Source organism: Escherichia sp. WS568 (assembly GCF_046486085.1).
Lineage (GTDB): Bacteria > Pseudomonadota > Gammaproteobacteria > Enterobacterales > Enterobacteriaceae > Escherichia > Escherichia coli.
Genome location: NZ_JBJQMC010000007.1, coordinates 1 through 23113, shown reverse-complemented (window position 1 = coordinate 23113; position 23113 = coordinate 1). Strand labels below are relative to the sequence as shown.

Genomic DNA, 23113 nt, shown 5'->3' with positions numbered 1-23113 from the left:
GAAACAGACAATGACGAACATCAGTATTTTTACATAATTATGTCCAGGTCATTGTCGGTTTATCTTCTTTTACTTGGGGTAATTGAGGGATAACAACAAAAAAGGTGAGTTTTGTGACTCACCTTTTTTATTTGTTTCTTATTCAGAATCGATATCTTTTAAATCATCCTGAATCGCTTGCGCGTTCGGATTTTCCTGCGGTTTGAGTTCGCCGCCATTAGCGATGAAATCATGACGCTGGAAGTACGCTTCGCGCACCATAATATAAGGATCGGACGACTGACGCAGCAGACCATCGGAATCCAACAACTGCGCACGAGTTTCTATCCCTTCAAGCGTCCATTTACCCACAGACATCGGCCAGGTCAGCCAGGAAAGAACCGGGTAAAGACCATCCGCCATATCACCACCGTCATCACGCAGCGTGAAGCTACCGTAGAACGGTAACTGAACGTATGGCCCATAACCCACACCATAATGACCAAGCGTACTACCGAAGCGGTGAGGTTCAGTCCGTTGCAGTTTCGGGTTCGCCATCCCTGCAACATCAATAAAGCCGCCCATCCCCAAAATGGTGTTCAGGAAAAAGCGGGTAAAGTGGACCATCCCCTGATAAGGGTCGCCCTGCAAGAAGTAGTTAACCATCACCGCAGGTTCTTCAAGGTTGCCAGTAAAGTTGCTCAAACCGTTACGCGCCGGTTGCGGAACATAATCACGCCAGGCGACAGCGACCGGTCGAACAATATACGGGTCTAATACATTGAAGTTGAAGTTGTACATGGTGCGGTTGAACCCTTCTAACGGGTCAGAACGCCCTTGCTGATCTGTACCGGAACTCGCACACCCCACCAGAAGCGTAGTTCCCAGAGCAAGCGCCGACAGGCGAAGCTTCATAAATGTCTCCCTGTTTTTTTATGGCTTATGCAGTTTGCCATCCATGACGGAACGATACCGTATCCGCCTGTTTAGGTGTGGGCGATTGTAACAGCACGTCAACTGATGTCCAGACGCCCTGATTTGCTGATTTGATCATAGCCTGGTAATCGCCGCCCTGTAGGCTACTTGATTCTATAGAAACAGAAAAAGGCAAACGCGGCCTTTTCTACATTTTCAGAGTAACTCCCGCCAGTTGCGAGCAAAAAAGCCGCTACGCTTTAGCTATACGTGCTAATTCAAGAGAAGAGACCATGGACAACGACAAAATTGATCAACACAGCGACGAAATTGAAGTTGAGAGTGAAGAAAAAGAGCGCGGCAAAAAAATAGAAATAGATGAAGATCGACTCCCCTCCCGGGCGATGGCAATTCATGAGCATATCCGCCAGGATGGTGAAAAAGAGCTGGAACGCGACGCAATGGCACTACTGTGGTCAGCCATTGCGGCGGGTCTGTCGATGGGCGCTTCATTACTGGCAAAAGGGATATTTCATGTCGAACTGGAAGGTGTGCCGGGCAGCTTCTTGCTGGAGAATCTCGGTTATACCTTTGGTTTTATTATCGTCATTATGGCCCGCCAGCAATTATTTACCGAAAATACCGTGACTGCGGTACTACCTGTCATGCAAAAACCGACAATGAGCAACGTTGGCTTACTTATGCGGTTATGGGGCGTCGTGCTGCTGGGTAATATTCTCGGGACAGGTATTGCGGCGTGGGCATTTGAATATATGCCAATCTTCAATGAAGAAACTCGCGATGCATTTGTCAAAATCGGCATGGATGTGATGAAGAACACCCCCAGCGAGATGTTTGCCAACGCGATCATTTCCGGCTGGCTGATCGCCACTATGGTATGGATGTTTCCTGCAGCGGGTGCGGCAAAGATTGTGGTGATTATATTGATGACCTGGCTTATTGCCCTGGGTGACACCACTCACATCGTTGTCGGTTCTGTTGAAATCCTCTATCTGGTGTTTAACGGTACGCTGCACTGGAGCGATTTCATCTGGCCCTTCGCACTACCTACTTTAGCGGGGAACATCTGCGGCGGCACCTTTATCTTCGCGTTAATGAGTCATGCACAGATTCGTAACGACATGAGCAACAAGCGCAAAGCAGAAGCACGCCAAAAAGCAGAACGTGCGGAAAACATTAAGAAAAATGATAAAAACCCGGCATAAATGGCGAGGGTTTAAGCAATCGAGCGGCAGTGTACTTACCCCGCAGTCCATTAGCGGGTATACTCATGCCGCATTGTCCTCTTAGTTAAATGGATATAACGAGCCCCTCCTAAGGGCTAATTGCAGGTTCGATTCCTGCAGGGGACACCATTTATCATCCCCCTCGCAATAACCCACTTACAATCAGTGAGTTATCTTAAAATCCTTAGTATAGTCAACCAGCACTTCGATATGTGAACGCAAATCATCATGCATTCGTGAACTTAACTGGAAACCTCCCCCATTCGATGTCAAAATGACTACCCCAATAAGTTGCCAATAATCAGGCTAATCAATACGGGTCAGTCTTGCTGGTCAGTGATCATAAAAATGTCACCTCATATTAGACACAGCAAATAATTGTGTCGATTAAACATACTACCTTCAGCATAACCGTTCCTGAAAAATTATTATATTCAGTAATCTGAATAAATTACTGGACTGCTATTTTTCTCAGCAACCATATTTAGCAGCAAGCCAGAAAATCTGAATGATTACAGATGCTGGCCTGCTGAATCTCCCTTCTGGAAATCGTCAGAATCTAGTGATTACTTACTTTGTTCTGGTTTCTCTTCATTCTTATTGTGCACTTCCACTTTGGGTAATTTATTAAAAACCAGATTTTCTTTTTCAACCAGAGTCATGACTTCTTTGGTGATATCAGCTGACTCGTTATGCGCAAGCACAACACCTGAAGACAATACGGCAATATTTTTAGGATTGTCTTTTCTCCATGTGCCTATAGCATTATCTATCGCACGGGATAACACCATTTTTGCGCTATTTTCCTCAATAACATATTGTCGTTCCAGTTTTTGTCTGGCATCAAGAAGCAGCGCCTCTTTATTCGCGTTATCTGCGAATACTTTTTGCGCATCCTCATATCCTTTTTCAAGAATACTCTTAACCTCATTCAGATGTTTTCTGGCCATGTCTCCGGCGGCAGACTGATTATAAATAGCATCGATATTAACAACTGCAATTTCTTTTGACTTTTTCATATAAAAAACACCAGTAAGTACAATCAGCAACAGCAGCACTACTGCATTAACAACAGAAAATTTCATTACAGAACTCATTATGACAACCCTGAGGTGGCAGGAGGTCCCCTCCTGCCACTGTGTGATTAGAATATATATTTAATACCCAGCATTGCCTGGGCATCACTGTACCCTTTATCGCCAGCCTGAACACCAACATTGCCCCAGACATTCAGGTTATCTGACAATTTACCCTGAACACCCGTTTTGACTTCAGCAATATTTGTAGCTCCGTCCTGACTGAGTGCCGTATTATCCATTTTGACACCCCAGCTCCGTGTATTATGGATCCAGTTAACTTCCACAAATGGCTCGAACTGATGCGCCTTATTATCATCAGACGCACTCTTACCTTTCAGGTAAGTTCTGACGCCCAGACGACTCTGGATATTACCGTCTCCGCTGAGCTGAACTTTCGTGCCATTCTTCTCCGTATGCTCACTGGCTCTTACATTCATCCACGTGATCTGGGACTGCGGCTGAATATACCAGTCATAGTGACTACCCTGGCTACCGGTAAATTCGCCGGCTTTAAAGGTATAACCCGCTTCCACTGAACCGGTAAATCCACGGGATTTCCAGGACTCCGCAGCCAGTTTTTCACCATTAACGGTATTATTAAACCATCCGTACTGGATCCAGGTATCGACATAAGCCCCGTTGTCATTACCGTCATTCTGCTGCCACGTTCCGTATAAACCGGTGCTGTATCCATTGATCGCACCTTTAGATTTATATCCCGAAAGCGAGGATGTCGTGGAACTCTTCTCATTTCCATAACCGGCCATAATCCCCAGTTGCAGACGGTCCTGACCGTCAGTCCATTGCGCAATGCTGCCACCCAGTTGCACAACATAACGGTTACTTTGCGTATTCAGCTGTGAACTGCTGTCCTTCCAGCGATTATGACCGCCGATATGACGCATCCACATACTTGTTGCTTTCTTCTCACCAGTAAACACATCGGTATAGTAAGTTTCCCCCTCACGATCGTGCATTCTGATGTTGAACAGCGTGTTGGCTGCCGCTATGTTCGCAATATAAGAGCCCGCTTCCGGACGATAGACCTTCTGTACAGGTTTATCCGGCGTGGGGTGTGGCTGTGGCTGCGGTTGTGGCTGCGGCTGCGGTTGTGGTTCTGGCGGCAATTCAGAACGCAGATACCAGTTACCGTCAGTACCACCCGCATTACCTTTATGCAGGAAATATTCCCATGCCCCTGCCACCGCACGGTTCTGCAGTCTGAAGTTACCGTCAGACTGCCCACCGACATGCACAATCTCAATGCCGTCAGCGGTCTGAGCCCCCTGGCCCCGGACATTATTCACCACCACGCCGGTATCACCGGAGGTGTTACCCGTGACAATCAGTTTGTCAGTGGCAGAAGTATCATCCCCCAGCACGGTATTGATAATTAACGTACCGCCACCAGTGTAATCGCCATTTACGGTCAGGGTATTTCCTGTCTTACCACCGGCCAGACGAATGACGCCGGTATTGGTCAGTGAGCCAACGGTAAAATTGCCCGCCTCTGCCGTTTCATAACCTGAGAGAGCATTCAGTGATGCCAGTGTTCCCTGGTTATTAACCTGACCCGAAACGGTCCCCAGCCCACTCAGTGTGCCGCCATTAAGAACATGAATGTTTTTGGATCCTGACAACGTCGCGCCAGCGGCACGGGTGACTGAATCATCACCGACAATCAGAACGCCATTCTCAACCGTGGTATCACCGGTATAAGTCAGCTCATGATTAATGATCAGATTACCCGCCCCCTGTTTCACCAGAGCGCCGGAGCCAGTAATATCATTCTTCAGTAACCAGTTTCCACTGGCGGTAAGCCAGGTGACACCATCACTGTCAATCAGCCCGGTGCCCAGGTGTTTTTCATCTGAAGCCCGCAGAGCAGCATCTTTCTGCACACGGAATTCACCGCTGAAATTACGGTTATCTCCGGAAAGTGTCAGATCAGTGGTGTTCAGTATGCCCACTGAACCTTTTCCGGAAAGCGATTTACTCAGGTTACTGCTGACTCCGCTACCGTCGGCGATATCAATCGCCAGGCGATCATTAAGGCTTTCAAAGCTGATGGAGCCCTGGCTTCCCAGCCCCTGTGCGCCGTTCATTTCAACCAGCGAACCCCGGGTAAGGCTGACATTACCGGTGAACCCGATATTGGTGCCATGTACCGTCAGATTGCTGCCCGTGACAGCCAGCGTACCGTCTCCGGTCAGCACATTGTTTTCAATGATGCCACCATTATCATCGCCCGGCTGACGCTGCGTGCCGCTGACCGTGAGTACACTACCGCTATCAAGCTGAATGTGCGCTCCCGTTTCTGTCTGCAGTGCACCCACCGTCTGGCTGTATCCGTCTGTTCTGAAGACGGCATTGCTGGCAACGTTCAGGCTACCTGTAGCGCCAAGCACATTATCATTTGCCATCTGCAGTGTGCCGCTGCGCACCAGCGTATCCCCGGTGTAGTTATTACCGCCGTTAGACAGTGTGACAACCTGCCCCGCAGCTTCGATGGCCAGATCCCCTGCCCCCGTTAACTGTGCACCAAGATCTGTCTGCAGTCCCTGGGCATTCGCTCTCGGTGTCAGCACCAGCGCTTTATCACCGGTTCCCTGTAAATCCAGCGACTTCAGCCCATAGCCTATGTACAGTCCGTCACCTTTAACACCGTCGGAGCTTCCCAGCAGCTTATAGTCATAATTTCCCTGAGCTACAACTTCACCGCCCTGAGTGACATCAAACGTCTGACTGTGAGAAATAGCCTGCCCGTTTTCATCCACCAGTTGCAGTTGCCCGCCAGTACCGGTGACGGTACCCGCTGCATTCACCAGTGTGACCAGGGTCTGCGCATCATCCTGCTCCAGCAAATTCTTACGGGTATCAACAGCCGGAATATCATTAATCACTTCATCTGGCATGGTGACCTGAATTGTGCCTTTCCCCCGGATATCCAGCGTACCTGCAGCAGAGGTTTCAATACTGTTGCTGGCAATGGTATCGCCCGGCATAACGGAACCAAAAATCAGCGTTCCGCCATTGAACCCAAGACCGCCAATCTGCTGAACACCGGAGCCAACCGTTGTGATATTCCCGGTTTCAGACATCAGCATTGCATGGGTTAACCCGCTCGTATTCAGCCCTTCCAGAGCAAAGCTACTGGTACCCAGCTTCAGAGTTCCGGCAAATTGATCCCCGACGTTATGGCTGAATTCAAAAGCAGATGTGTCGGCATCAAGACGGGCAGACAGTGTTCCTTTGCCTGTTAACAGTGGATCAAAGGTAAAGTTGCCTGCAACTGCGGGAATAATGGCCAGTTCGCTGCCCGATTCAATATCGACGGAACCCGGGCCGGTCCCCCCATCGGTCAGCACAAGAGCTTCCTTCAGAGTGACAAGCGAACTGTTCTTCAGCCCGACATGTTCAAAATTCCGTAGTTTTACAGCAGAATCCAGCGTATGAATGGCGTTATCAAAAATCAGGGAATCAGAATCTCCCTGCCCGCCATCCAGCAGGTTCCAGGTTGCCCCTTCGCCTTTAATGGTGAAGGTGTTCTTCCCGGTACCGGCAGTAACCTTATCAACATGAGCCTTACCATTGAGCGTTACATTGTTATTGCCATTTCCTGCAGCCACTTCTCCTGTCAGTATGCTGCCATCATCAAATAAAAATGTATTGTTACCCTCTTTTGCACTGACGGTTCCGGTAATACTGCCTTTATTGGTGAATGTGTTATCACCGCCGTTCAGAGCCACAACCCCCTGAATTTCAGCACCGCTGTCATTCAGTACGGTGGTATTCACGGCGTCATCAAACGCCATTGCAGTCCCGGTGGCGGACGCAGCTTTAATCTGACCTTTATTGGTAAAGGACTGTGCTTTTGAAGCATCCACTACGGCATGACTCAGAGAAGCAGAGATGAGATTACCGCTCTGAACCACTTCACTGGCCGCATTGTTAACCACCAGAGCGGAACCGCCATCGGCCTGTGTAACATTGACACTTGCACCACTCTTCACGACAGCACCATCTTTAGTGTTGGCGAAAATACCCGTGCCGCCCGTGCCTTTCAGATTAATGACTAATCCGCCGGAGTCAGACATATCCAGGTTATTATCGGTTTCACTTCCGTCAGCTTTCTGGAACGCCAGTGCAATTCCACTGCCGTCTACATTAATAGTGCCGCTGTTGGTCTTGGCCAGAGAAGCAGAAGTTCGCACACCAATGCCATCAGCCACATTAATTTCAGTCGTATTGGTTAACTGAATGCCTTCAATTTCTGCACGGTTCTCAATCCCGTGACCGACCGCACCTGCAGCATTAACATTGATTTTCGCACCATCAATAACCAGCCCCACAGCCCCTGTATCCAGCAGGATGCCATGCGCATTTTTCTGACCTTCGATCGTTCCCAGGCCACTCCCTGCCAGGTTCAGTGACGCGCCCGCCCCCAGCTTAATGGCAGCCTCACCATCCACAGCGACGATATCCCCTCCCGTGCTGGTAATCTGAGCGTGTTCACCTTCAACAAATAATGCAACGCCATTGACCGCTATACGGCTTCCTGTATTTTCAAAACGACCATTATCAACCCAGACGCCGATATTATCTGTACCGGTAGTGAAATCAATGTTGCCGCTGTTAATCAACAGTCCCTGATTACGCGTAATAAAGCCCTTGGCATTATTCAGCGGCGAAGAGATATCTGCCTCATTGGTAATAACCGAGCCAGTATTCGTTTGTGTAATACTGCCATCCAGAGCGTATTCATTTCCGTCAACTTCCGCGACAACAGCGCCATCCCCTACAAGGTTAACTGATGCCCCCTGTTTCAGCGTCGCTGTCGCACCACCAGTTACATATAATCCCTGAGCCTGAGCGCCCAGGATCTGGAAATCACTGCCAGCATCAGCCAGGACATTGCTCCCTTTCCCTGTGGCCCAGATACCACGGCTGCCTGTCCCGGAGGTTTTCATCAGCAAAGAGCCGGCCTGTTTTGCCCCATCTTCAATACGGAAAAGTACAGAACGTTCCCCACTGGCATCCAGCAGAGTTCCCGGTGCAATATTCGTCTTAATGGTTGCACCATCTCCGATAATACGAAAAGCAATCTGATCGGTAATACCAGAGCCGTCAGAAGCAAAGTTCGGTACTGCCGAGCCATCAAGGTTAACAGTCCCTTTATTGCTGGCCTCAACGCCAATCGCCCCCTGTCCCTGCAAAGATATAGTACCCGCGGTCATATTAACCGTTGTTGTTGTACCAGATGCTTTTATACCCGTTGTACGGTTAGCATTATCTCCCCCCTTGAGAACGAGATTTCCCGAGTTATTAATCGTTGTAACATCTTGTGTGGCATTAGCAATTAGTCCCACACCACCATCCTGAACTGTAATATTTCCGCTGTTGGTACCAACAGCACCCTCCTCAACCCGGACGCCCACTGTATTCTTTCCAGTAAAGATGATATTACCGGTATTATTTAGAGTGGCCCCATTACGGGCGATATACCCGGTCACTTTATCCTGGGTGGAACTTAACTGAGCCCCCGCCGTTAATAGTGTGGTCTTGTCCTTCGGATTAATGAGTTTGCCGGAAATATCATAGCCATTGCCATCCGCAATACCGGCTATTGCACTGGCATTATCCATATTGATAATGGCATTACTTTCAATTGTGCCCTGCGCTCCCCCTTCAATTAAAGTCGCTGTAGCCCCCTCCCCCGTCAGGTTGATGGTCATTCCTCCAGACGTTACTGTCGAGGCCACACCGCCATCCGATTTCCCCGTGGCAATAAGTGCATAAGAGTTCTTACCAGACGCCGTAAGTGCAGAAGAAGCATCTGCAGTTCCCTGGAATGTCGCACCGCTGGCAATACGGAATAATGTTGAGTTTTCAGTGGACACATCCATAACACCGCTTCCGGTATTATGAATGGCAGAGTCCTTTCCATAGACATAAAAGCCTATCTGATCGCTGCTGCCAAATAGCACTGCACCATTGCCTGACAAGGTAAGACTGCCGCCATCTTTGGCAAAAACCCCCACAGCACCAGTACCGGAAAGATTGATTTTTCCGGATACATTAACATTGCTTCTGGCACCTTCCACCCAGGCACCATAGTTACGGAAACCACTACTGATACCCTCGCCGCCAACATTTATCGTACCGTCAGAATTTAATTGCCCTGCATTGATTACCTGTAGCCCGGTACTGTTCAGACCATTAACATTGATAATCCCGGAGTTTTTCATCCCGGAGCTATTATTTGCCAGCATGCCAACATTCAGTGCAGGTGCATCACTGTCATAACCGTCAATAGTGATAGTCCCTTTATTTACCACATCAACACTCCCGGCATCCTTTGCCAGGATTCCGTAGTTCCCCTGAGCCCCCCTGCCCAAAAAAATAGTACCTTCATTAACGACTTTGTTTGCACCATTTTGTACTTCAATCGCAACAGAACCCACAGCCGAATGAGTCGCAGTTTTATCCTCCGCAATACCTACATTGATGCTCCCGAAGGCCGAGTTAATAAAAGAGCCTCCAGCTCCAACATTTACACCTCGTGTTTTGCCATTATTATCATTAGTTGATGCATCGGCAGTAATATTTATTGTGCCTTTATTTGTTGCCATGCCCCCATTACTAACAACAATTGCGGTGTTAATCCCCTCTGGAGCGAAAGCATTTTTAAATGGGCGAATATTAATAACACCATTATTAATGGCTGAAGAACCATTACTACCGGCAACCATCCCCTCTGCCTGGAGAGCATATTTATCATTATTATCCCAAACAAAAAGTGTACCATCGTTAACAATGGTACTGTCTTGATAGGCAATCATTTCAGTACCAATGGCATCAATGACCCCTTCATTAACACCGGTCCCACCATTAGTTGCAACGATCCCTCCTCCATTCCCATAGGCAGGAAGAACTCCAGTTAATTTACCCGTTTTACCTAATATTGCTCGTGCGTTATTGGTTGCATGGAGAACAGCAAGCAGCCCTACATTTTCTTTGTAAGGAGTTGAGTCTATACGTCCCCCAGCGGTCATATCCACATTGTAATTATGCTTGGTGACAATAAGGGCCTTATTAAATTCAGCATCATACTGCTTATAAGAAAGCGTTTTGTCCTCTAGTGACTTTATCAAATATTGATTATATTGCTTTAAATCATCAAGAGAGTTAATATGGTGTACTTTTCCCGCCCAATCAGTAATTGTTCCAGCATATTTCATTGAGTCAATGATTTTTTGAGTAACGCCGCCCCCCTGCATGGTTGCACCAGGCTGAAAATAAAAATCATTGACCGAGTTCCATACAACAGAGGAACCTTCTCCATCAGCTACAGCAAGCTGTGTATTTTTAAAAAAATTACCGATTGCTGGTGAACCCACATCCAAAATAGCTGTACCGCCATTATTGGCTGTTACAAAACGTGTCGCATTGAAAAAATCTGCAGTGCCACTAAAACCAGGAATGGTTTCATTTCCTCCAGTCCCCGCATCGCGTTGTGAGAAAGAGTCAGTATCAAACACTTGAAGTGTTTGATAAGCGCCAGTAACCTCATCCTTCACTGTAATGGTTTTTGTTTTTTCTCCGGTATTGACGTAAATCAATCCGGATAAATTATCTCCAGTGGTGTAACCATTTAAAATTGCCTGTTCTACAGTCATCCAGATAAGACCTGACCCACCAGACTGGACGACATTTGGACCAGTGATGTATTCGGTTTTACCACTTACTGTTGCAGCCCCAACACCCGAGTTATTCGTACCCGGACGCCAGTCTGGTGACAATATGACATCTGCCATTGCGTTATTGCAATTAATTGCAATAGCGCCCCCCAGAACCATTGCTGATAAAGCAATTCCTAAGCGAGTTGATTTACATTTTTTTCTACAACTCGTCAATTCTGAAACAACATCCCATTTTTGGGTTGTATGGTTCCAAATGACTTTATATATCTTATTCATAACACTAATACTCTTGAACGTACATTATAATTGAATATTTTCACTAATAAGGGAACGCGGAATATTTATAAATTGATGTAAACGTTTTACCCCGAGTTTATCCATAGCTCTACGACGATGCGTCCACACAGTCTTACTGGATATACCCAAGGTGTTAGAGATCCATGCAATATCTTTTCCTTCCTTGGTATATATAAAGATACTTTTCTCCCTCGGGGATAATTGTCGTTCTAAAAAAGAAACTTTATGACTCGCGCGAATATTTTTTTTGCACCTCCAGCCATTGATAAATTTATCTATATAGAAACAAAATTGCTCTGCTGTTAATTTCCACGGTATGGAAGGTATGCCTTTATTACTAACTACACCATTATCCCCCCATGCCAGGCACGGAATATTGACAGGCTGGCTTTTTAGCCATTGGTGAATGAAATACAGTGAGCGTATACAGGTAGTAGAATCATTATCAGGGAATACAGGTAACAACAACGATTGCTCATCCCGAAAGCAAGATGTGCCAAAATCACGAATCAGAGAAGAATAGTCGTCCACAGCGATGACTTTCACGTACGAAAAACCCCGCCAACGCATACTCTTAATTGCTTGAATTATAAAAATATTTTTTGTCGTCGTAATCAAAACCATGCAATCAATTTCCTGTTATCCCCTTTCCCAATTTCCTTTTGCTTTGCACACCGGGGGGAGACAAACCTTGAGGCACAGGTTTACAAAATGACCCATTTTGACAACATCAATTTAATTAACTATAAATAGCACAAAACGCAGGTAAAAAACCTGCGTATTTATTTTAATTCAGAATATAATTTTGATTATTATTTACATTTTGGCTTTATACGCCAAAGATTAAAAAGAAGACAAACCTACCTCTTTATGTGTAGATTGACGTCACACATTGATCTAAATCAGTAAATTTAATGTTTTTTATAGAAAAAAATGTTTTTCTATACGAGAATTTCTAAACAAAGATTGGGTTTACATTTTGGGTCAAAATGTTGCTTTTTTGCGTCACCTCTCCCCCACATTTTTTCAAATCTCATTGAATTAGAAGCAGTATAAATTACCGTATGCCTGATATTACGATGCCCGAGATAGTCCTGAATAAGACGGGTATCCACACCATTATCTGCTAGTGAATAACCACATGCATGGCGTAACATATGTGGATGAACTTTAATATTTAAACCTGCATTTTTACCCGCAGCAGAAACTATGTTATAAAATCGTTGTCTCGATAATGGTTTTCCTGTTCGGGAAACAAATAACCACGGGTTATCATTGAAATGTTTAACATTTAATGAATTCCTTTCATTCAGCCAGTTTGTTATTGCAATCACCTCTTCCTTTTGAAGTGGATGGACTGTACTGAATCCATTTTTTATCCGTTGAATATATATTTTTTCTGTAGTTAGTTCTAAATCCGACAACTGCAGAGATAAGAGCTCACTAACACGCAGACCATGAAAATAAGCCAATAAAATCATGCAAACATCGCGTGAAGAGCAACTCTTTTGTCTTACAGATTGAAGTAGTAAATTAATTTCATGATGCGTTAAAAATTTTCTGTTTTGCATAAATCACCTCTATTTATATAAAATAACCATGTCAACTATGATGAAAGAATTACATTTAGTCAATAATATAATTCATATAGTTGCTGTATGATTATAGATTAATTTATTAAAATTCACCTAATCTAATTAATCGCTTGTAAACGCATATAAACAACCTTCGTTATGTAACTATCGTTCAAAACCCTCCTGTAAATATAAAGAGCCCTATAAGATGATTATAAAAAAGTCCTACAACCCGAAATAGTATTCCCTCATAAAATTAAGCTCAACATCGGCATATTTAAAAAGTATCCAATGCAATTAATATTTTATCTAAAATTAACATTGTATCTTGTATATATTACATCCATGAATGTATGAATTTTTTTATTTAAAAATTAATGCACTATAACAAAAAACATCACCGAGTGTTAAAACTAACACAACAATTAACCAAAATAATATGACTGTTTATTTTTCATCCGTAAACAAAAAGGTACAAATATTTTCACCACAAAAAAACCACCAGCATGTCATTGAATTACTATTCGCAATACACACCTCCTTGTGCTTATTTATGCTCATTGGTTGACTAATAATGATCTATGCCCGCTGGGCAACTATCTCTCTGGCGGGGTATTGATGAATATCCATTTAGTGGCATAATTTAAACCCCAGCTCATTATTTGCTTATAAAAAACAAGCAATAATACCAGGCTCTGGTATTTATAGTTTATTTTTTAACTTAATTAGTATAACCGATAATATTATGCGCAAATTTATTACTCATAGTGAATGGTTGTTATTTTTTGAAGCCATCAACGGTTCAAAAAATGAAATTAGAGATAAAGCCATGTTACAAATGGCATATGTACATGGTCTTAGGGTAAGCGAGCTTATTGCACTAAAGATTAGCGACATTGACTTTTCAGAGTCAGCAATATATATCAAGCGTTTAAAAAATGGATTATCCACAGTACATCCCCTGCAAAAAGAAACTGTTCTGTTATTAAAAAAATGGCTAGCACTACGTGATAACATAGTAAAAAAACCTTTTGAAGACTCTTTATTTCTTTCTTGTCAAGGAAATAAAATCTCGAGACAATATGTGTATAAGATGTGTAAGAAATATAGTCACAATATGAATATTAATATTCATCCTCACATGCTTAGGCATGGTTGTGGGTATGCTTTAGCTAATCAAGGGTTAGACACCAGACTAATACAAGATTATTTAGGGCACAGAAATATACATCATACGGTATTATATACAGCCAGTAATGCAGCAAGATTTAAACGAGTATGGGAGGGTGATGTGTTAGATATAAAGAAGATATAACCCCTGTTCTAAAGGCCTCAATTCATTGAGGCTTTTAGCCTCTCATTTTTATGACATACAACTGATAATCATAATGGATCCTCAATATTAATCAAAATGAGAAATAAATCACCTTTTTATTAAAAATTAATTTTTTTAAAGTCACAAACCAACACATATAATATTTAATAAAAATGCCACCAGCAAATATATTGCCACTTATCTTTTCTCTGGTAATCTAGTTTACTATAAATTATCGCTCTCCAATATTCGACGCCAAGAAGATGTGGTTATTTTATTTATCCTTTTCGTAACTATTGACAAAACAATTCCCATATAAAAATTGCAATTTATAAAGCCAACATACACTTACAGTGCATAATAAGGTTATTTAGGAACCAGATGATTTAATGTATTATAAGGTATAACATTCATATTGACTTACCTGTTCTCTTAACCAAGTAATAAATGCCTCAATTTTTGGCCACTGCCTGCCCGGTAATGTGGTGATGTAATAATGCTGATGGCATTTCACCGTCATATCGCCAAACGGCGCGACGAGCTCACCACTGGCAAGCCTTTTTTGTACCAGGCGTTTTCTTCCCATCGCTACCCCAATATGATTCATCGCAGCGATAACAGCTAAATCAGAACGATCAAAGCCAATCCCAGAAGATGTCGGCAAATTAACCGCATAATGTTGCGCCCAACTATGCCATTCATCCGTACCGGAGTCGTTGCTCCATGCCTGTCTGTCATGGAGCAACGTACAGTGGCGCAGGTTAATTACCTGGTTGGTTAAAGCATGTCTTTGAGCGTATTCCGGGCTACATACAGGCAAGATTTCTTCATCCATCAGAAAGTGATGAGCCAATTGCGCTGACGGCGCATCATCAAAGTAGATCGCCAAATCGATTCCGGCACGTTGCAAATTGACATTGTCATTACCAGTGAGCACGGTGAGCGAAATAGACGGATATCGGCGTGTAAAGTCACCTAATGCGGGCACCAACCAGCATTGGGCGATAGAGGGCCGGGAATACAGCGTTAACGTTCCCGATAATTCCTGATTTTTGATATCAAGAATTTCCTGGTTCAGGGTATCCAGCGACGATTTTAGCGCCCAATAAACGCGTTTCCCCTCGTGCGTTAATTCCACTTTGCGATGGGAACGAACAAACAACTGAATACCTAATTCTTCTTCCAGCTGATTGATACGGTGACTTACCGCACTGGGGCTCAGCGACAATTCCTCTGCCGCAAGGGCGAAGGACTGATGCCTGGCAGCCACTTCAAAAGTATGCAGTTTTGATAGTTGCCAGCCGTTAAGCAGTCGATTTCTTATTTCACGAAGGGGTTCCATAATCACCTCATTTTTCTCTTAAGTGTAAAAAAATAGCGGCAAAATTTCAGCTGTAAGGTGAGCTAAAGTGAACCATATCTCAATTCACCTTCATTTTTAGATGTAAATCACTCCCTTGATGCAATTTAGCTCATGTGAAAGGCAAATTTTATCGTTTGTCAGCCTGCGTTGTTTTTTTGTCCAATATCATCAGGTTAATCACAGGGGAAGGTGAGATATGCACTCTCAAATCTGGGTTGTGAGCACGCTGCTTATCAGCATCGTGTTAATTGTACTGACCATCGTGAAGTTCAAATTCCACCCGTTTCTGGCGCTGTTGCTGGCCAGCTTCTTCGTGGGAACGATGATGGGTATGGGACCACTGGATATGGTAAATGCTATTGAAAGTGGAATTGGCGGAACGCTGGGGTTCCTTGCTGCGGTTATCGGCCTGGGCACGATACTGGGAAAAATGATGGAAGTATCCGGGGCCGCAGAAAGAATTGGTCTGACACTTCAACGCTGTCGCTGGCTTTCAGCTGATGTCATTATGGTGCTGGTTGGCCTGATTTGCGGCATCACGCTATTTGTTGAAGTGGGCGTCGTGCTATTGATTCCTCTGGCTTTTTCAATTGCCAAAAAAACCAATACCTCATTGTTAAAGCTGGCCATTCCGCTATGTACCGCATTGATGGCAGTGCACTGCGTGGTTCCCCCACATCCGGCTGCTTTATATGTTGCCAATAAGCTGGGCGCAGATATCGGTTCGGTGATCGTCTACGGTTTGCTGGTTGGGCTGATGGCATCACTGATCGGTGGCCCACTTTTCCTTAAATTTCTGGGTCAACGACTGCCCTTTAAACCTGTACCCACAGAGTTTGCCGATCTCAAAGTTCGCGATGAAAAAACACTACCGTCATTAGGCGCAACGTTATTCACCATACTGCTACCCATTGCGCTGATGTTGGTTAAAACGATTGCCGAATTGAATATGGCGCGTGAGAGTGGTTTGTATACCTTGCTTGAGTTTATTGGCAACCCTATTACTGCCATGTTTATCGCCGTGTTTGTCGCCTATTATGTGTTGGGTATACGCCAGCATATGAGCATGGGGACAATGCTCACACATACGGAAAATGGCTTCGGTTCTATTGCTAATATTTTGCTGATTATCGGGGCCGGAGGCGCATTCAACGCCATTTTAAAAAGCAGCAGTCTCGCTGATACGCTGGCAGTTATTCTCTCCAATATGCATATGCACCCGATTCTTCTGGCCTGGTTGGTGGCACTTATTCTGCATGCTGCAGTGGGCTCCGCTACGGTGGCAATGATGGGGGCAACGGCAATTGTTGCACCCATGCTGCCGCTGTATCCCGACATCAGCCCGGAAATTATTGCGATTGCTATCGGTTCAGGTGCGATTGGCTGCACGATCGTTACGGACTCGCTTTTCTGGCTGGTGAAGCAATATTGCGGCGCTACGCTCAATGAAACATTTAAATACTATACGACCGCGACATTTATCGCTTCGGTCGTCGCTCTGGCGGGCACATTCCTGCTGTCATTTATCATCTAAGCGCAAAGAGACGTACTATGGAAAACGCTAAAATGAATTCGCTCATCGCCCAGTATCCGTTGGTAGAGGATCTGGTTGCTCTTCAAGAAACCACCTGGTTTAATCCTGGCACGACCTCATTGGCTGAAGGTTTACCTTATGTTGGCCTGACCGAACAGGATGTTCAGGACGCCCATGCGCGCTTATCCCGTTTTGCACCCTATCTGGCAAAAGCATTTCCTGAAACTGCTGCTACTGGGGGGATTATTGAATCAGAACTGGTTGCCATTCCGGCTATGCAAAAACGGCTGGAAAAGGAATATCAACAACCGATCAGCGGGCAACTGCTACTGAAAAAAGATAGCCATTTGCCCATTTCCGGCTCCATAAAAGCACGCGGCGGGATTTATGAAGTCCTGGCACATGCAGAAAAACTGGCTCTGGAAGCGGGGTTGCTGACGCTTGAAGATGACTACAGCAAACTGCTTTCCCCGGAGTTTAAACAGTTCTTTAGTCAATACAGCATTGCTGTGGGCTCAACCGGAAATCTGGGGTTATCAATCGGCATAATGAGCGCCCGCATTGGCTTTAAGGTGACAGTGCATATGTCTGCTGATGCCCGGACGTGGAAAAAAGCGAAACTGCGCAGCCATGGCGTTACAGTCGTGGAATATGAGCAAGATTATGGTGTTGCTGTCGAGGAAGGACGTAAAGCAGCGCAGTCTGACCCGAACTGTTTCTTTATTGATGACGAGAATTCCCGCACGTTGTTCCTTGGGTATTCCGTCGCTGGCCAGCGTCTTAAAGCGCAATTTGCCCAGCAAGGTCGTATCGTCGATGCTGATAACCCTCTGTTTGTCTATCTGCCGTGTGGTGTTGGTGGTGGTCCTGGTGGCGTCGCATTCGGACTTAAACTGGCGTTTGGCGATCATGTTCACTGCTTTTTTGCCGAACCAACGCACTCCCCTTGTATGTTGTTAGGCGTCCATACAGGATTACACGATCAGATTTCTGTTCAGGATATTGGTATCGACAACCTTACCGCAGCGGATGGCCTTGCAGTTGGTCGCGCATCAGGCTTTGTCGGGCGGGCGATGGAGCGTCTGCTGGATGGCTTCTATACCCTTAGCGATCAAACCATGTATGACATGCTTGGCTGGCTGGCGCAGGAAGAAGGTATTCGTCTTGAACCTTCGGCACTGGCGGGTATGGCTGGGCCTCAGCGCGTGTGCGCATCAGTAAGTTACCAACAGATGCACGGTTTCAGCGCAGAACAACTGCATAATGCCACTCATCTGGTGTGGGCGACGGGAGGTGGAATGGTGCCGGAAGAAGAGATGGAGCAATATCTGGCAAAAGGCCGTTCATAACGTTTCAACGCAGCATCGCCATCCTTTCCCTGGGTGAGCGATGCTGCCGATGGCGCAGACTTAAGATCCCCGGTCTTACCCGCTATAACCCCTTGCTTTTACCATCACCCAACGCCTTTCGCTGTAAACGGCGGTTTCGCAAACCAAACCAAAACCGTAAGTAAGATAAAAGCAATAGCCGCCATACGGAAAATCTCATTTGCAGAAATAGAAAGTGACTGCTGGGTTATTTCATTATTAATTTCATTAAGAACTCCTGAAAGCGAACCATAGTATTTATCCATAATTTGTGACGATGAATTAAACACGGGGTTAAATTGATCGATGGTTGCTGTCAACTGACTATGGTGTAATGATTCTCGGCGTCCCCACAGCGTCATTGTCAACGACGTACCAACTGATCCTGACAAGGTGCGAAAAAAATTACTCATACTCGAGGCATTGGCAAATTTATTATCTGGCAAGCCTGAAAACGAAATCGTTGTTAAGGGTAAAAAGAAACAGGCAACGGCGAATCCCTGAAAAAACTGTGGCAAAATGATGCCTGTAAAATCAATCGTTGGCATAAATGTCACAGAACGCCAGTAATAGCAAACCGCATACATCAAAAAACTAAATGTCACCAACAACCGCATATCTATTTTGTTGCCATAACGTCCTATCAAAGGTGATATTAATAGCGGCATGATACCGATGGGCGCATAAGCAAGCCCGGCCCATATCGCATTATACCCCATCGTTTCCTGGAGTAACTGCGGCATAAGGACGATCGCTCCAGAGTAAAATAAATACGCGCATGTGATACTCACAATACCAATGGTGAAATTACGGGACTTAAACAAACTGAGATCAAGAATCGGGTTCTCTGAGGTCGACTCCCAAATGACTAAAGAGATCAGAGAAATAACTGATACTACTGTTAGTATTATTATTGTACTCGAGTTGAACCAATCCAGATCGCGCCCTTTATCAAGCATAATTTGCAAGCCACCAACACCGAGCACTAACAGGGTCAGTCCTGGTAGATTCATTTTGACCGGTGAAGTCTCGGTTTCTCTTCCTTTAAGTAAGGTTAAGCATAATGTCAGGACGATAATCCCCATAGGGACATTGATTAAAAATATCCAACCCCAGCTAAAGTTATCACAAATATAACCGCCCAATATCGGCCCACATATCGGCGCGATAATCACGGTCATAGACCATAATGCCAGAGCAAATGTTCTTTTTTCTGGTGGATAATTCCTTAATAATAAACTCTGTGACAGTGGAATTAACGGCCCCGCCATTAATCCCTGAACGACTCTAAAAAATATCAGCACATCAAGATTGGTCGATAAACTACACATTAAGGAAGACAGCGAAAAAAAAGTGACTGAAAGTAAAAATAACCTTAATTCGCCTATTCTTTGTGCCAGCCTGCCGGTAACAGGGATCGCAATGGCATTTGCTACGCCAAACGAAGTGATAACCCAGGTGCCTTCGTCTGTTGATGCTCCCAGAAAGCCAGATATTGTCGGTATTGCGACGTTAGAAATAGTGGAATCCAACATTTGCATAAACGTCGCTAATGACAATGCAATAGTAACGCACCATAACGTCCCACCGGTTAATGGTGCCGGAGTTGATTTAGTGATTGCCATTAAAGTTGTCCATTATGCGAAATAATGTTGCTAATTTCTTTTTCTATCGGACTGGTATCGATAATTAAAGCCTTACTGGTATAAGCAGGCATGGACGTCACGGTTGAAGCCAGATCGGGCATATCGGCAATGTCTTCGTTCCTGGTATCAATAGTTGCAGTCATCGATAAACCAATGCGCAAGGGATGTTCCATGAGTTCTTTTGGATCAAGAGAAACCTCAACCGGTACACGCTGAACGATTTTGATCCAATTCCCTGTCGCATTTTGTGCAGGTAATAAGGAGAACGCATTGCCGGTTCCCATATTGATCCCTGTCACCCGACCATGAAACACAACATTTTCACCATAAAGATCGCTAATAATATTGACCGATTGACCAATCCGCACATCCGTGAGTTGTGTTTCTTTAAAGTTGGCATTAACCCACATTTGACGTGCCGGTACGACAGCCATTAACGATTGTCCGGGACTCACTGTTTCGCCGACCTGAACACTTCGCTGGGCAATATAGCCGGTAACCGGACTCTTAATATCCGTACGTTTAAGCGCCAACCAGGCTTCTTTGGTTGCATCCGCCGCTTCAACGACTTGTGGCTGACGGTTTAATGGTGTGTTCATTACTAAAGCTTTATTCGCTTTATAAGCCTGAATAGCAGCATTCAATGCCGCTTTGCTACTTATTAACGTATCTTTGGTATGCTCCAGCGTTTCTTTTGAAATAACCCCCTGCTTCGCTAAAGGTACACGACGGTTATAATCTTCTAAAGATTGTTGATACTGAATACGAGCTGAAGCGACTTCGGCACTGTATTGTTTATCCTGTAAGTACAGTTTATTCGTTTGCCGAACAATATTGGCCAGATTATTTTTAGCTTTATTGAGTGCGATAGTGGCATCAGTCTTATCCAGTGAGACTAAAATGTCACCCTGTCGAACGTAGTTCGTATCTTTATGATTAACGACAGTGACGCTGCCTGAAACTTGTGCAGAAATTGGATCTGCATTTCCCGTGACATAGGCGTCATCTGTACTAATCATGTCTTCTAATTCCATTGACCAATAGGCATAGGCACCTGAAAACGCAATAAATAAAACTACCGCTAACAAAGCAAAATATTTTTTTCTGTCAGAATGTTTTTTATTTGAATTAATCTGTTCCACTTTTATCTCTCATTTCGCATAGATGAAATTTATGAATTGAATGAAAAGAGTATTCATTCTTCATATCAAACACAGTGCATGTGTTGCACATTATCCCAGGAACGTTGGAGGCCTAATTTAAATGAGGTGCAAAAAAAACAACAGAGGACTAAACCGTGGCTTTTGCAATACAATTCTTACGCCTGTAGGATTAGTGAGAAGACTTATAGTGCTAATGTGAAACTATAAATCATCGGTACAATCCCTGATTTTATTGTTGACATTTCATATATGCCGACTATTTATATGGTATACTTGTCGAATTATCTTAAAGGAAGCTCAAATTTTCTTATTTTTATTGAGAAAATGAGATGATGCCTTATGTCTGTATTACTACAGGGAGAAGGGAGATGCTTCATTGCAAAGGGAATAATCTATGAACGCAATAATTATTGATGACCATCCTCTTGCTATCGCAGCAATTCGTAATTTATTGATCAAAAACGATATTGAAATCTTAGCAGAGTTGACTGAAGGCGGAAGTGCCGTTCAGCGGGTGGAAACACTTAAGCCTGATATCGTCATCATTGATGTCGATATCCCCGGAGTTAACGGTATCCAGGTGTTAGAAACGCTGAGAAAGCGCCAATATAGCGGAATTATTATTATTGTCTCCGCTAAAAATGACCATTTTTACGGGAAACATTGTGCTGATGCTGGCGCTAATGGTTTCGTGAGTAAAAAAGAAGGCATGAACAATATCATTGCGGCTATTGAAGCTGCAAAAAATGGCTACTGCTATTTCCCCTTCTCTCTCAACCGGTTTGTTGGAAGTTTAACGTCCGACCAGCAAAAACTCGACTCCTTATCGAAACAAGAAATTAGTGTCATGCGGTATATTCTTGATGGCAAGGATAATAATGACATTGCTGAAAAAATGTTCATCAGCAACAAAACTGTCAGCACGTATAAAAGTCGCTTGATGGAAAAATTAGAATGCAAATCACTGATGGATCTTTACACATTCGCACAACGTAACAAAATCGGCTAACCACATGAAGTTTTTACCCTATATTTTTCTTCTCTGTTGTGGTCTTTGGTCGACCATAAGTTTCGCAGACGGAGATTACATCGAATATCGTGGCATCAGTAGTAACAACCGTGTCACACTTGATCCACTACGTCTGAGCAACAAGGAATTACGTTGGCTAGCGAGCAAAAAAAATCTTGTGATTGCAGTACACAAGTCCCAAACAGCTACGTTGTTGCATACCGATTCGCAGCAACGGATTCGTGGTATTAATGCTGATTATTTAAATCTTTTAAAAAGAGCGTTAAATATCAAATTAACACTCCGGGAATACGCAGATCATCAAAAAGCAATGGACGCGCTGGAAGACGGTGAAGTTGATATAGTGTTATCACATTTAGTTGCTTCGCCGCCTCTTAATGATGACATTGCTGCAACTAATCCTCTGATAATTACCTTTCCGGCGCTGGTCACTACCCTTCACGATTCAATGCGACCGCTTACCTCATCAAAACCAGTAAATATTGCTCGAGTAGCAAATTATCCCCCAGACGAGGTAATTCATCAATCATTTCCAAAAGCAACAATTATCTCTTTTACAAATTTATATCAGGCATTAGCATCCGTCTCAGCCGGACAGAATGATTACTTTATTGGTAGTAACATCATTACCAGCAGTATGATTTCCCGTTATTTTACTCACTCCTTAAATGTAGTGAAGTATTATAACTCACCGCGTCAATATAACTTTTTATTAACCAGAAAAGATTCAATCGTTCTTAATGAAGTACTCAATCGATTTGTTGATGCTTTAACAAATGAAGTTCGCTATTGGATTTGCCCCTATATTTCCAGACACCTGTTATCACTTAACCCATTACTGGCCTGCTGCCGCAGATATTCCCGTGGCGAGCGATAACCCAGTGCACTATGCGGATGCCAT

The 23113-nt window shown here is 44.3% G+C and carries 13 protein-coding genes, 1 tRNA gene and 1 pseudogene; 7 read left to right on the top strand and 8 right to left on the bottom strand.

The features are described 5' to 3' along the window. Positions 1 to 138: 138 nt before the first annotated feature. Entirely contained in the window at positions 139 to 894 is a 756-nt protein-coding gene (gene mlaA / locus ACJHWR_RS09730) for a phospholipid-binding lipoprotein MlaA (RefSeq protein WP_000776768.1), read from the bottom strand. A gap of 293 nt (positions 895 to 1187) precedes the next feature. Between mlaA and ACJHWR_RS09725 the strand changes: the two genes are divergently transcribed. Together ACJHWR_RS09725 and ACJHWR_RS09720 are read left to right on the top strand one after the other, a co-directional pair. Beyond that, on the top strand, positions 1188 to 2120 hold the full coding sequence (locus ACJHWR_RS09725) for a formate/nitrite transporter family protein (RefSeq protein ID WP_000368131.1): 933 nt from the start codon (positions 1188 to 1190) through the stop codon (positions 2118 to 2120). Positions 2121 to 2195: 75 nt separating this feature from the next. Then, positions 2196 to 2270: transfer RNA gene (locus ACJHWR_RS09720), tRNA-Arg, on the top strand. A gap of 437 nt (positions 2271 to 2707) precedes the next feature. Here the strand turns inward: ACJHWR_RS09720 and ACJHWR_RS09715 are convergent. The 4 genes from ACJHWR_RS09715 to ipuA all read right to left on the bottom strand — a co-directional run bounded on the left by ACJHWR_RS09715 (position 2708) and on the right by ipuA (position 12791). Continuing rightward, entirely contained in the window at positions 2708 to 3238 is a 531-nt protein-coding gene (locus ACJHWR_RS09715) for a hypothetical protein (RefSeq protein ID WP_000100042.1), read from the bottom strand. A 47-nt stretch (positions 3239 to 3285) separates the two neighbouring features. Continuing rightward, entirely contained in the window at positions 3286 to 11199 is a 7914-nt protein-coding gene (locus tag ACJHWR_RS09710) for a phase-variable autotransporter adhesin UpaE (RefSeq protein ID WP_012311963.1), read from the bottom strand. 24 nt (positions 11200 to 11223) lie between these two features. Then, positions 11224 to 11844 carry a helix-turn-helix transcriptional regulator gene (locus tag ACJHWR_RS09705; RefSeq protein WP_000243052.1) on the bottom strand — a complete coding sequence of 207 codons (621 nt, stop codon included), beginning with the start codon at positions 11842 to 11844 and terminating at the stop codon, positions 11224 to 11226. A 317-nt stretch (positions 11845 to 12161) separates the two neighbouring features. Continuing rightward, on the bottom strand, positions 12162 to 12791 hold the full coding sequence (ipuA, locus tag ACJHWR_RS09700; RefSeq protein WP_001181154.1) for a tyrosine-type DNA invertase IpuA: 630 nt from the start codon (positions 12789 to 12791) through the stop codon (positions 12162 to 12164). A gap of 748 nt (positions 12792 to 13539) precedes the next feature. On the opposite strand from ipuA, the gene ipuB reads away from it, so the two are divergent. Next, on the top strand, positions 13540 to 14109 hold the full coding sequence (gene ipuB / locus ACJHWR_RS09695) for a tyrosine-type DNA invertase IpuB (RefSeq protein ID WP_001224626.1): 570 nt from the start codon (positions 13540 to 13542) through the stop codon (positions 14107 to 14109). 394 nt (positions 14110 to 14503) lie between these two features. Here the strand turns inward: ipuB and dsdC are convergent, their stop codons facing one another. Beyond that, positions 14504 to 15451, bottom strand: a complete 948-nt coding sequence (gene dsdC, locus ACJHWR_RS09690) for a DNA-binding transcriptional regulator DsdC (protein ID WP_001361861.1) — start codon at positions 15449 to 15451, stop codon at positions 14504 to 14506. 217 nt (positions 15452 to 15668) lie between these two features. Between dsdC and dsdX the strand changes: the two genes are divergently transcribed. Beyond that, a complete protein-coding gene (gene dsdX, locus ACJHWR_RS09685; protein ID WP_000556036.1) occupies positions 15669 to 17006 on the top strand; it encodes a D-serine transporter DsdX in 1338 nt (445 codons plus the stop codon). A gap of 17 nt (positions 17007 to 17023) precedes the next feature. Continuing rightward, positions 17024 to 18355, top strand: a complete 1332-nt coding sequence (gene dsdA, locus ACJHWR_RS09680; RefSeq protein ID WP_000426401.1) for a D-serine ammonia-lyase — start codon at positions 17024 to 17026, stop codon at positions 18353 to 18355. A gap of 104 nt (positions 18356 to 18459) precedes the next feature. Here dsdA and emrY read toward each other — a convergent pair whose 3' ends face one another. Beyond that, positions 18460 to 19998, bottom strand: a complete 1539-nt coding sequence (gene emrY / locus ACJHWR_RS09675) for a multidrug efflux MFS transporter permease subunit EmrY (RefSeq protein ID WP_001018714.1) — start codon at positions 19996 to 19998, stop codon at positions 18460 to 18462. Further along, entirely contained in the window at positions 19998 to 21161 is a 1164-nt protein-coding gene (gene emrK / locus ACJHWR_RS09670; protein ID WP_000435153.1) for a multidrug efflux MFS transporter periplasmic adaptor subunit EmrK, read from the bottom strand. Before emrK ends, emrY begins: the two co-directional genes overlap by 1 nt. Positions 21162 to 21576: 415 nt before the next feature. Here emrK and evgA point away from each other — a divergent pair, with 415 nt between their 5' ends. Both evgA and ACJHWR_RS09660 read left to right on the top strand, forming a co-directional pair. After that, positions 21577 to 22191: an acid-sensing system DNA-binding response regulator EvgA gene (gene evgA, locus ACJHWR_RS09665; protein WP_000991370.1), complete on the top strand. Its 615-nt coding sequence runs from the start codon at positions 21577 to 21579 to the stop codon at positions 22189 to 22191. A 4-nt stretch (positions 22192 to 22195) separates the two neighbouring features. Further along, positions 22196 to 23002: pseudogene (locus ACJHWR_RS09660) on the top strand (transporter substrate-binding domain-containing protein); the annotation flags it as partial. Positions 23003 to 23113: the final 111 nt, after the last annotated feature.

Coding starts and splice junctions, on each gene's coding strand:
- ipuA (WP_001181154.1), bottom strand. CDS start 12,791: ATGCAAAACAGAAAATTTTTAACGCATCATGAAATTAATTTACTACTT.
- ACJHWR_RS09705 (WP_000243052.1), bottom strand. CDS start 11,844: ATGGTTTTGATTACGACGACAAAAAATATTTTTATAATTCAAGCAATT.
- ACJHWR_RS09715 (WP_000100042.1), bottom strand. CDS start 3,238: ATGAGTTCTGTAATGAAATTTTCTGTTGTTAATGCAGTAGTGCTGCTG.
- ACJHWR_RS09725 (WP_000368131.1), top strand. CDS start 1,188: ATGGACAACGACAAAATTGATCAACACAGCGACGAAATTGAAGTTGAG.
- ACJHWR_RS09710 (WP_012311963.1), bottom strand. CDS start 11,199: ATGAATAAGATATATAAAGTCATTTGGAACCATACAACCCAAAAATGG.
- evgA (WP_000991370.1), top strand. CDS start 21,577: ATGAACGCAATAATTATTGATGACCATCCTCTTGCTATCGCAGCAATT.
- dsdX (WP_000556036.1), top strand. CDS start 15,669: ATGCACTCTCAAATCTGGGTTGTGAGCACGCTGCTTATCAGCATCGTG.
- dsdA (WP_000426401.1), top strand. CDS start 17,024: ATGGAAAACGCTAAAATGAATTCGCTCATCGCCCAGTATCCGTTGGTA.
- ipuB (WP_001224626.1), top strand. CDS start 13,540: ATGCGCAAATTTATTACTCATAGTGAATGGTTGTTATTTTTTGAAGCC.
- mlaA (WP_000776768.1), bottom strand. CDS start 894: ATGAAGCTTCGCCTGTCGGCGCTTGCTCTGGGAACTACGCTTCTGGTG.
- dsdC (WP_001361861.1), bottom strand. CDS start 15,451: ATGGAACCCCTTCGTGAAATAAGAAATCGACTGCTTAACGGCTGGCAA.
- emrY (WP_001018714.1), bottom strand. CDS start 19,998: ATGGCAATCACTAAATCAACTCCGGCACCATTAACCGGTGGGACGTTA.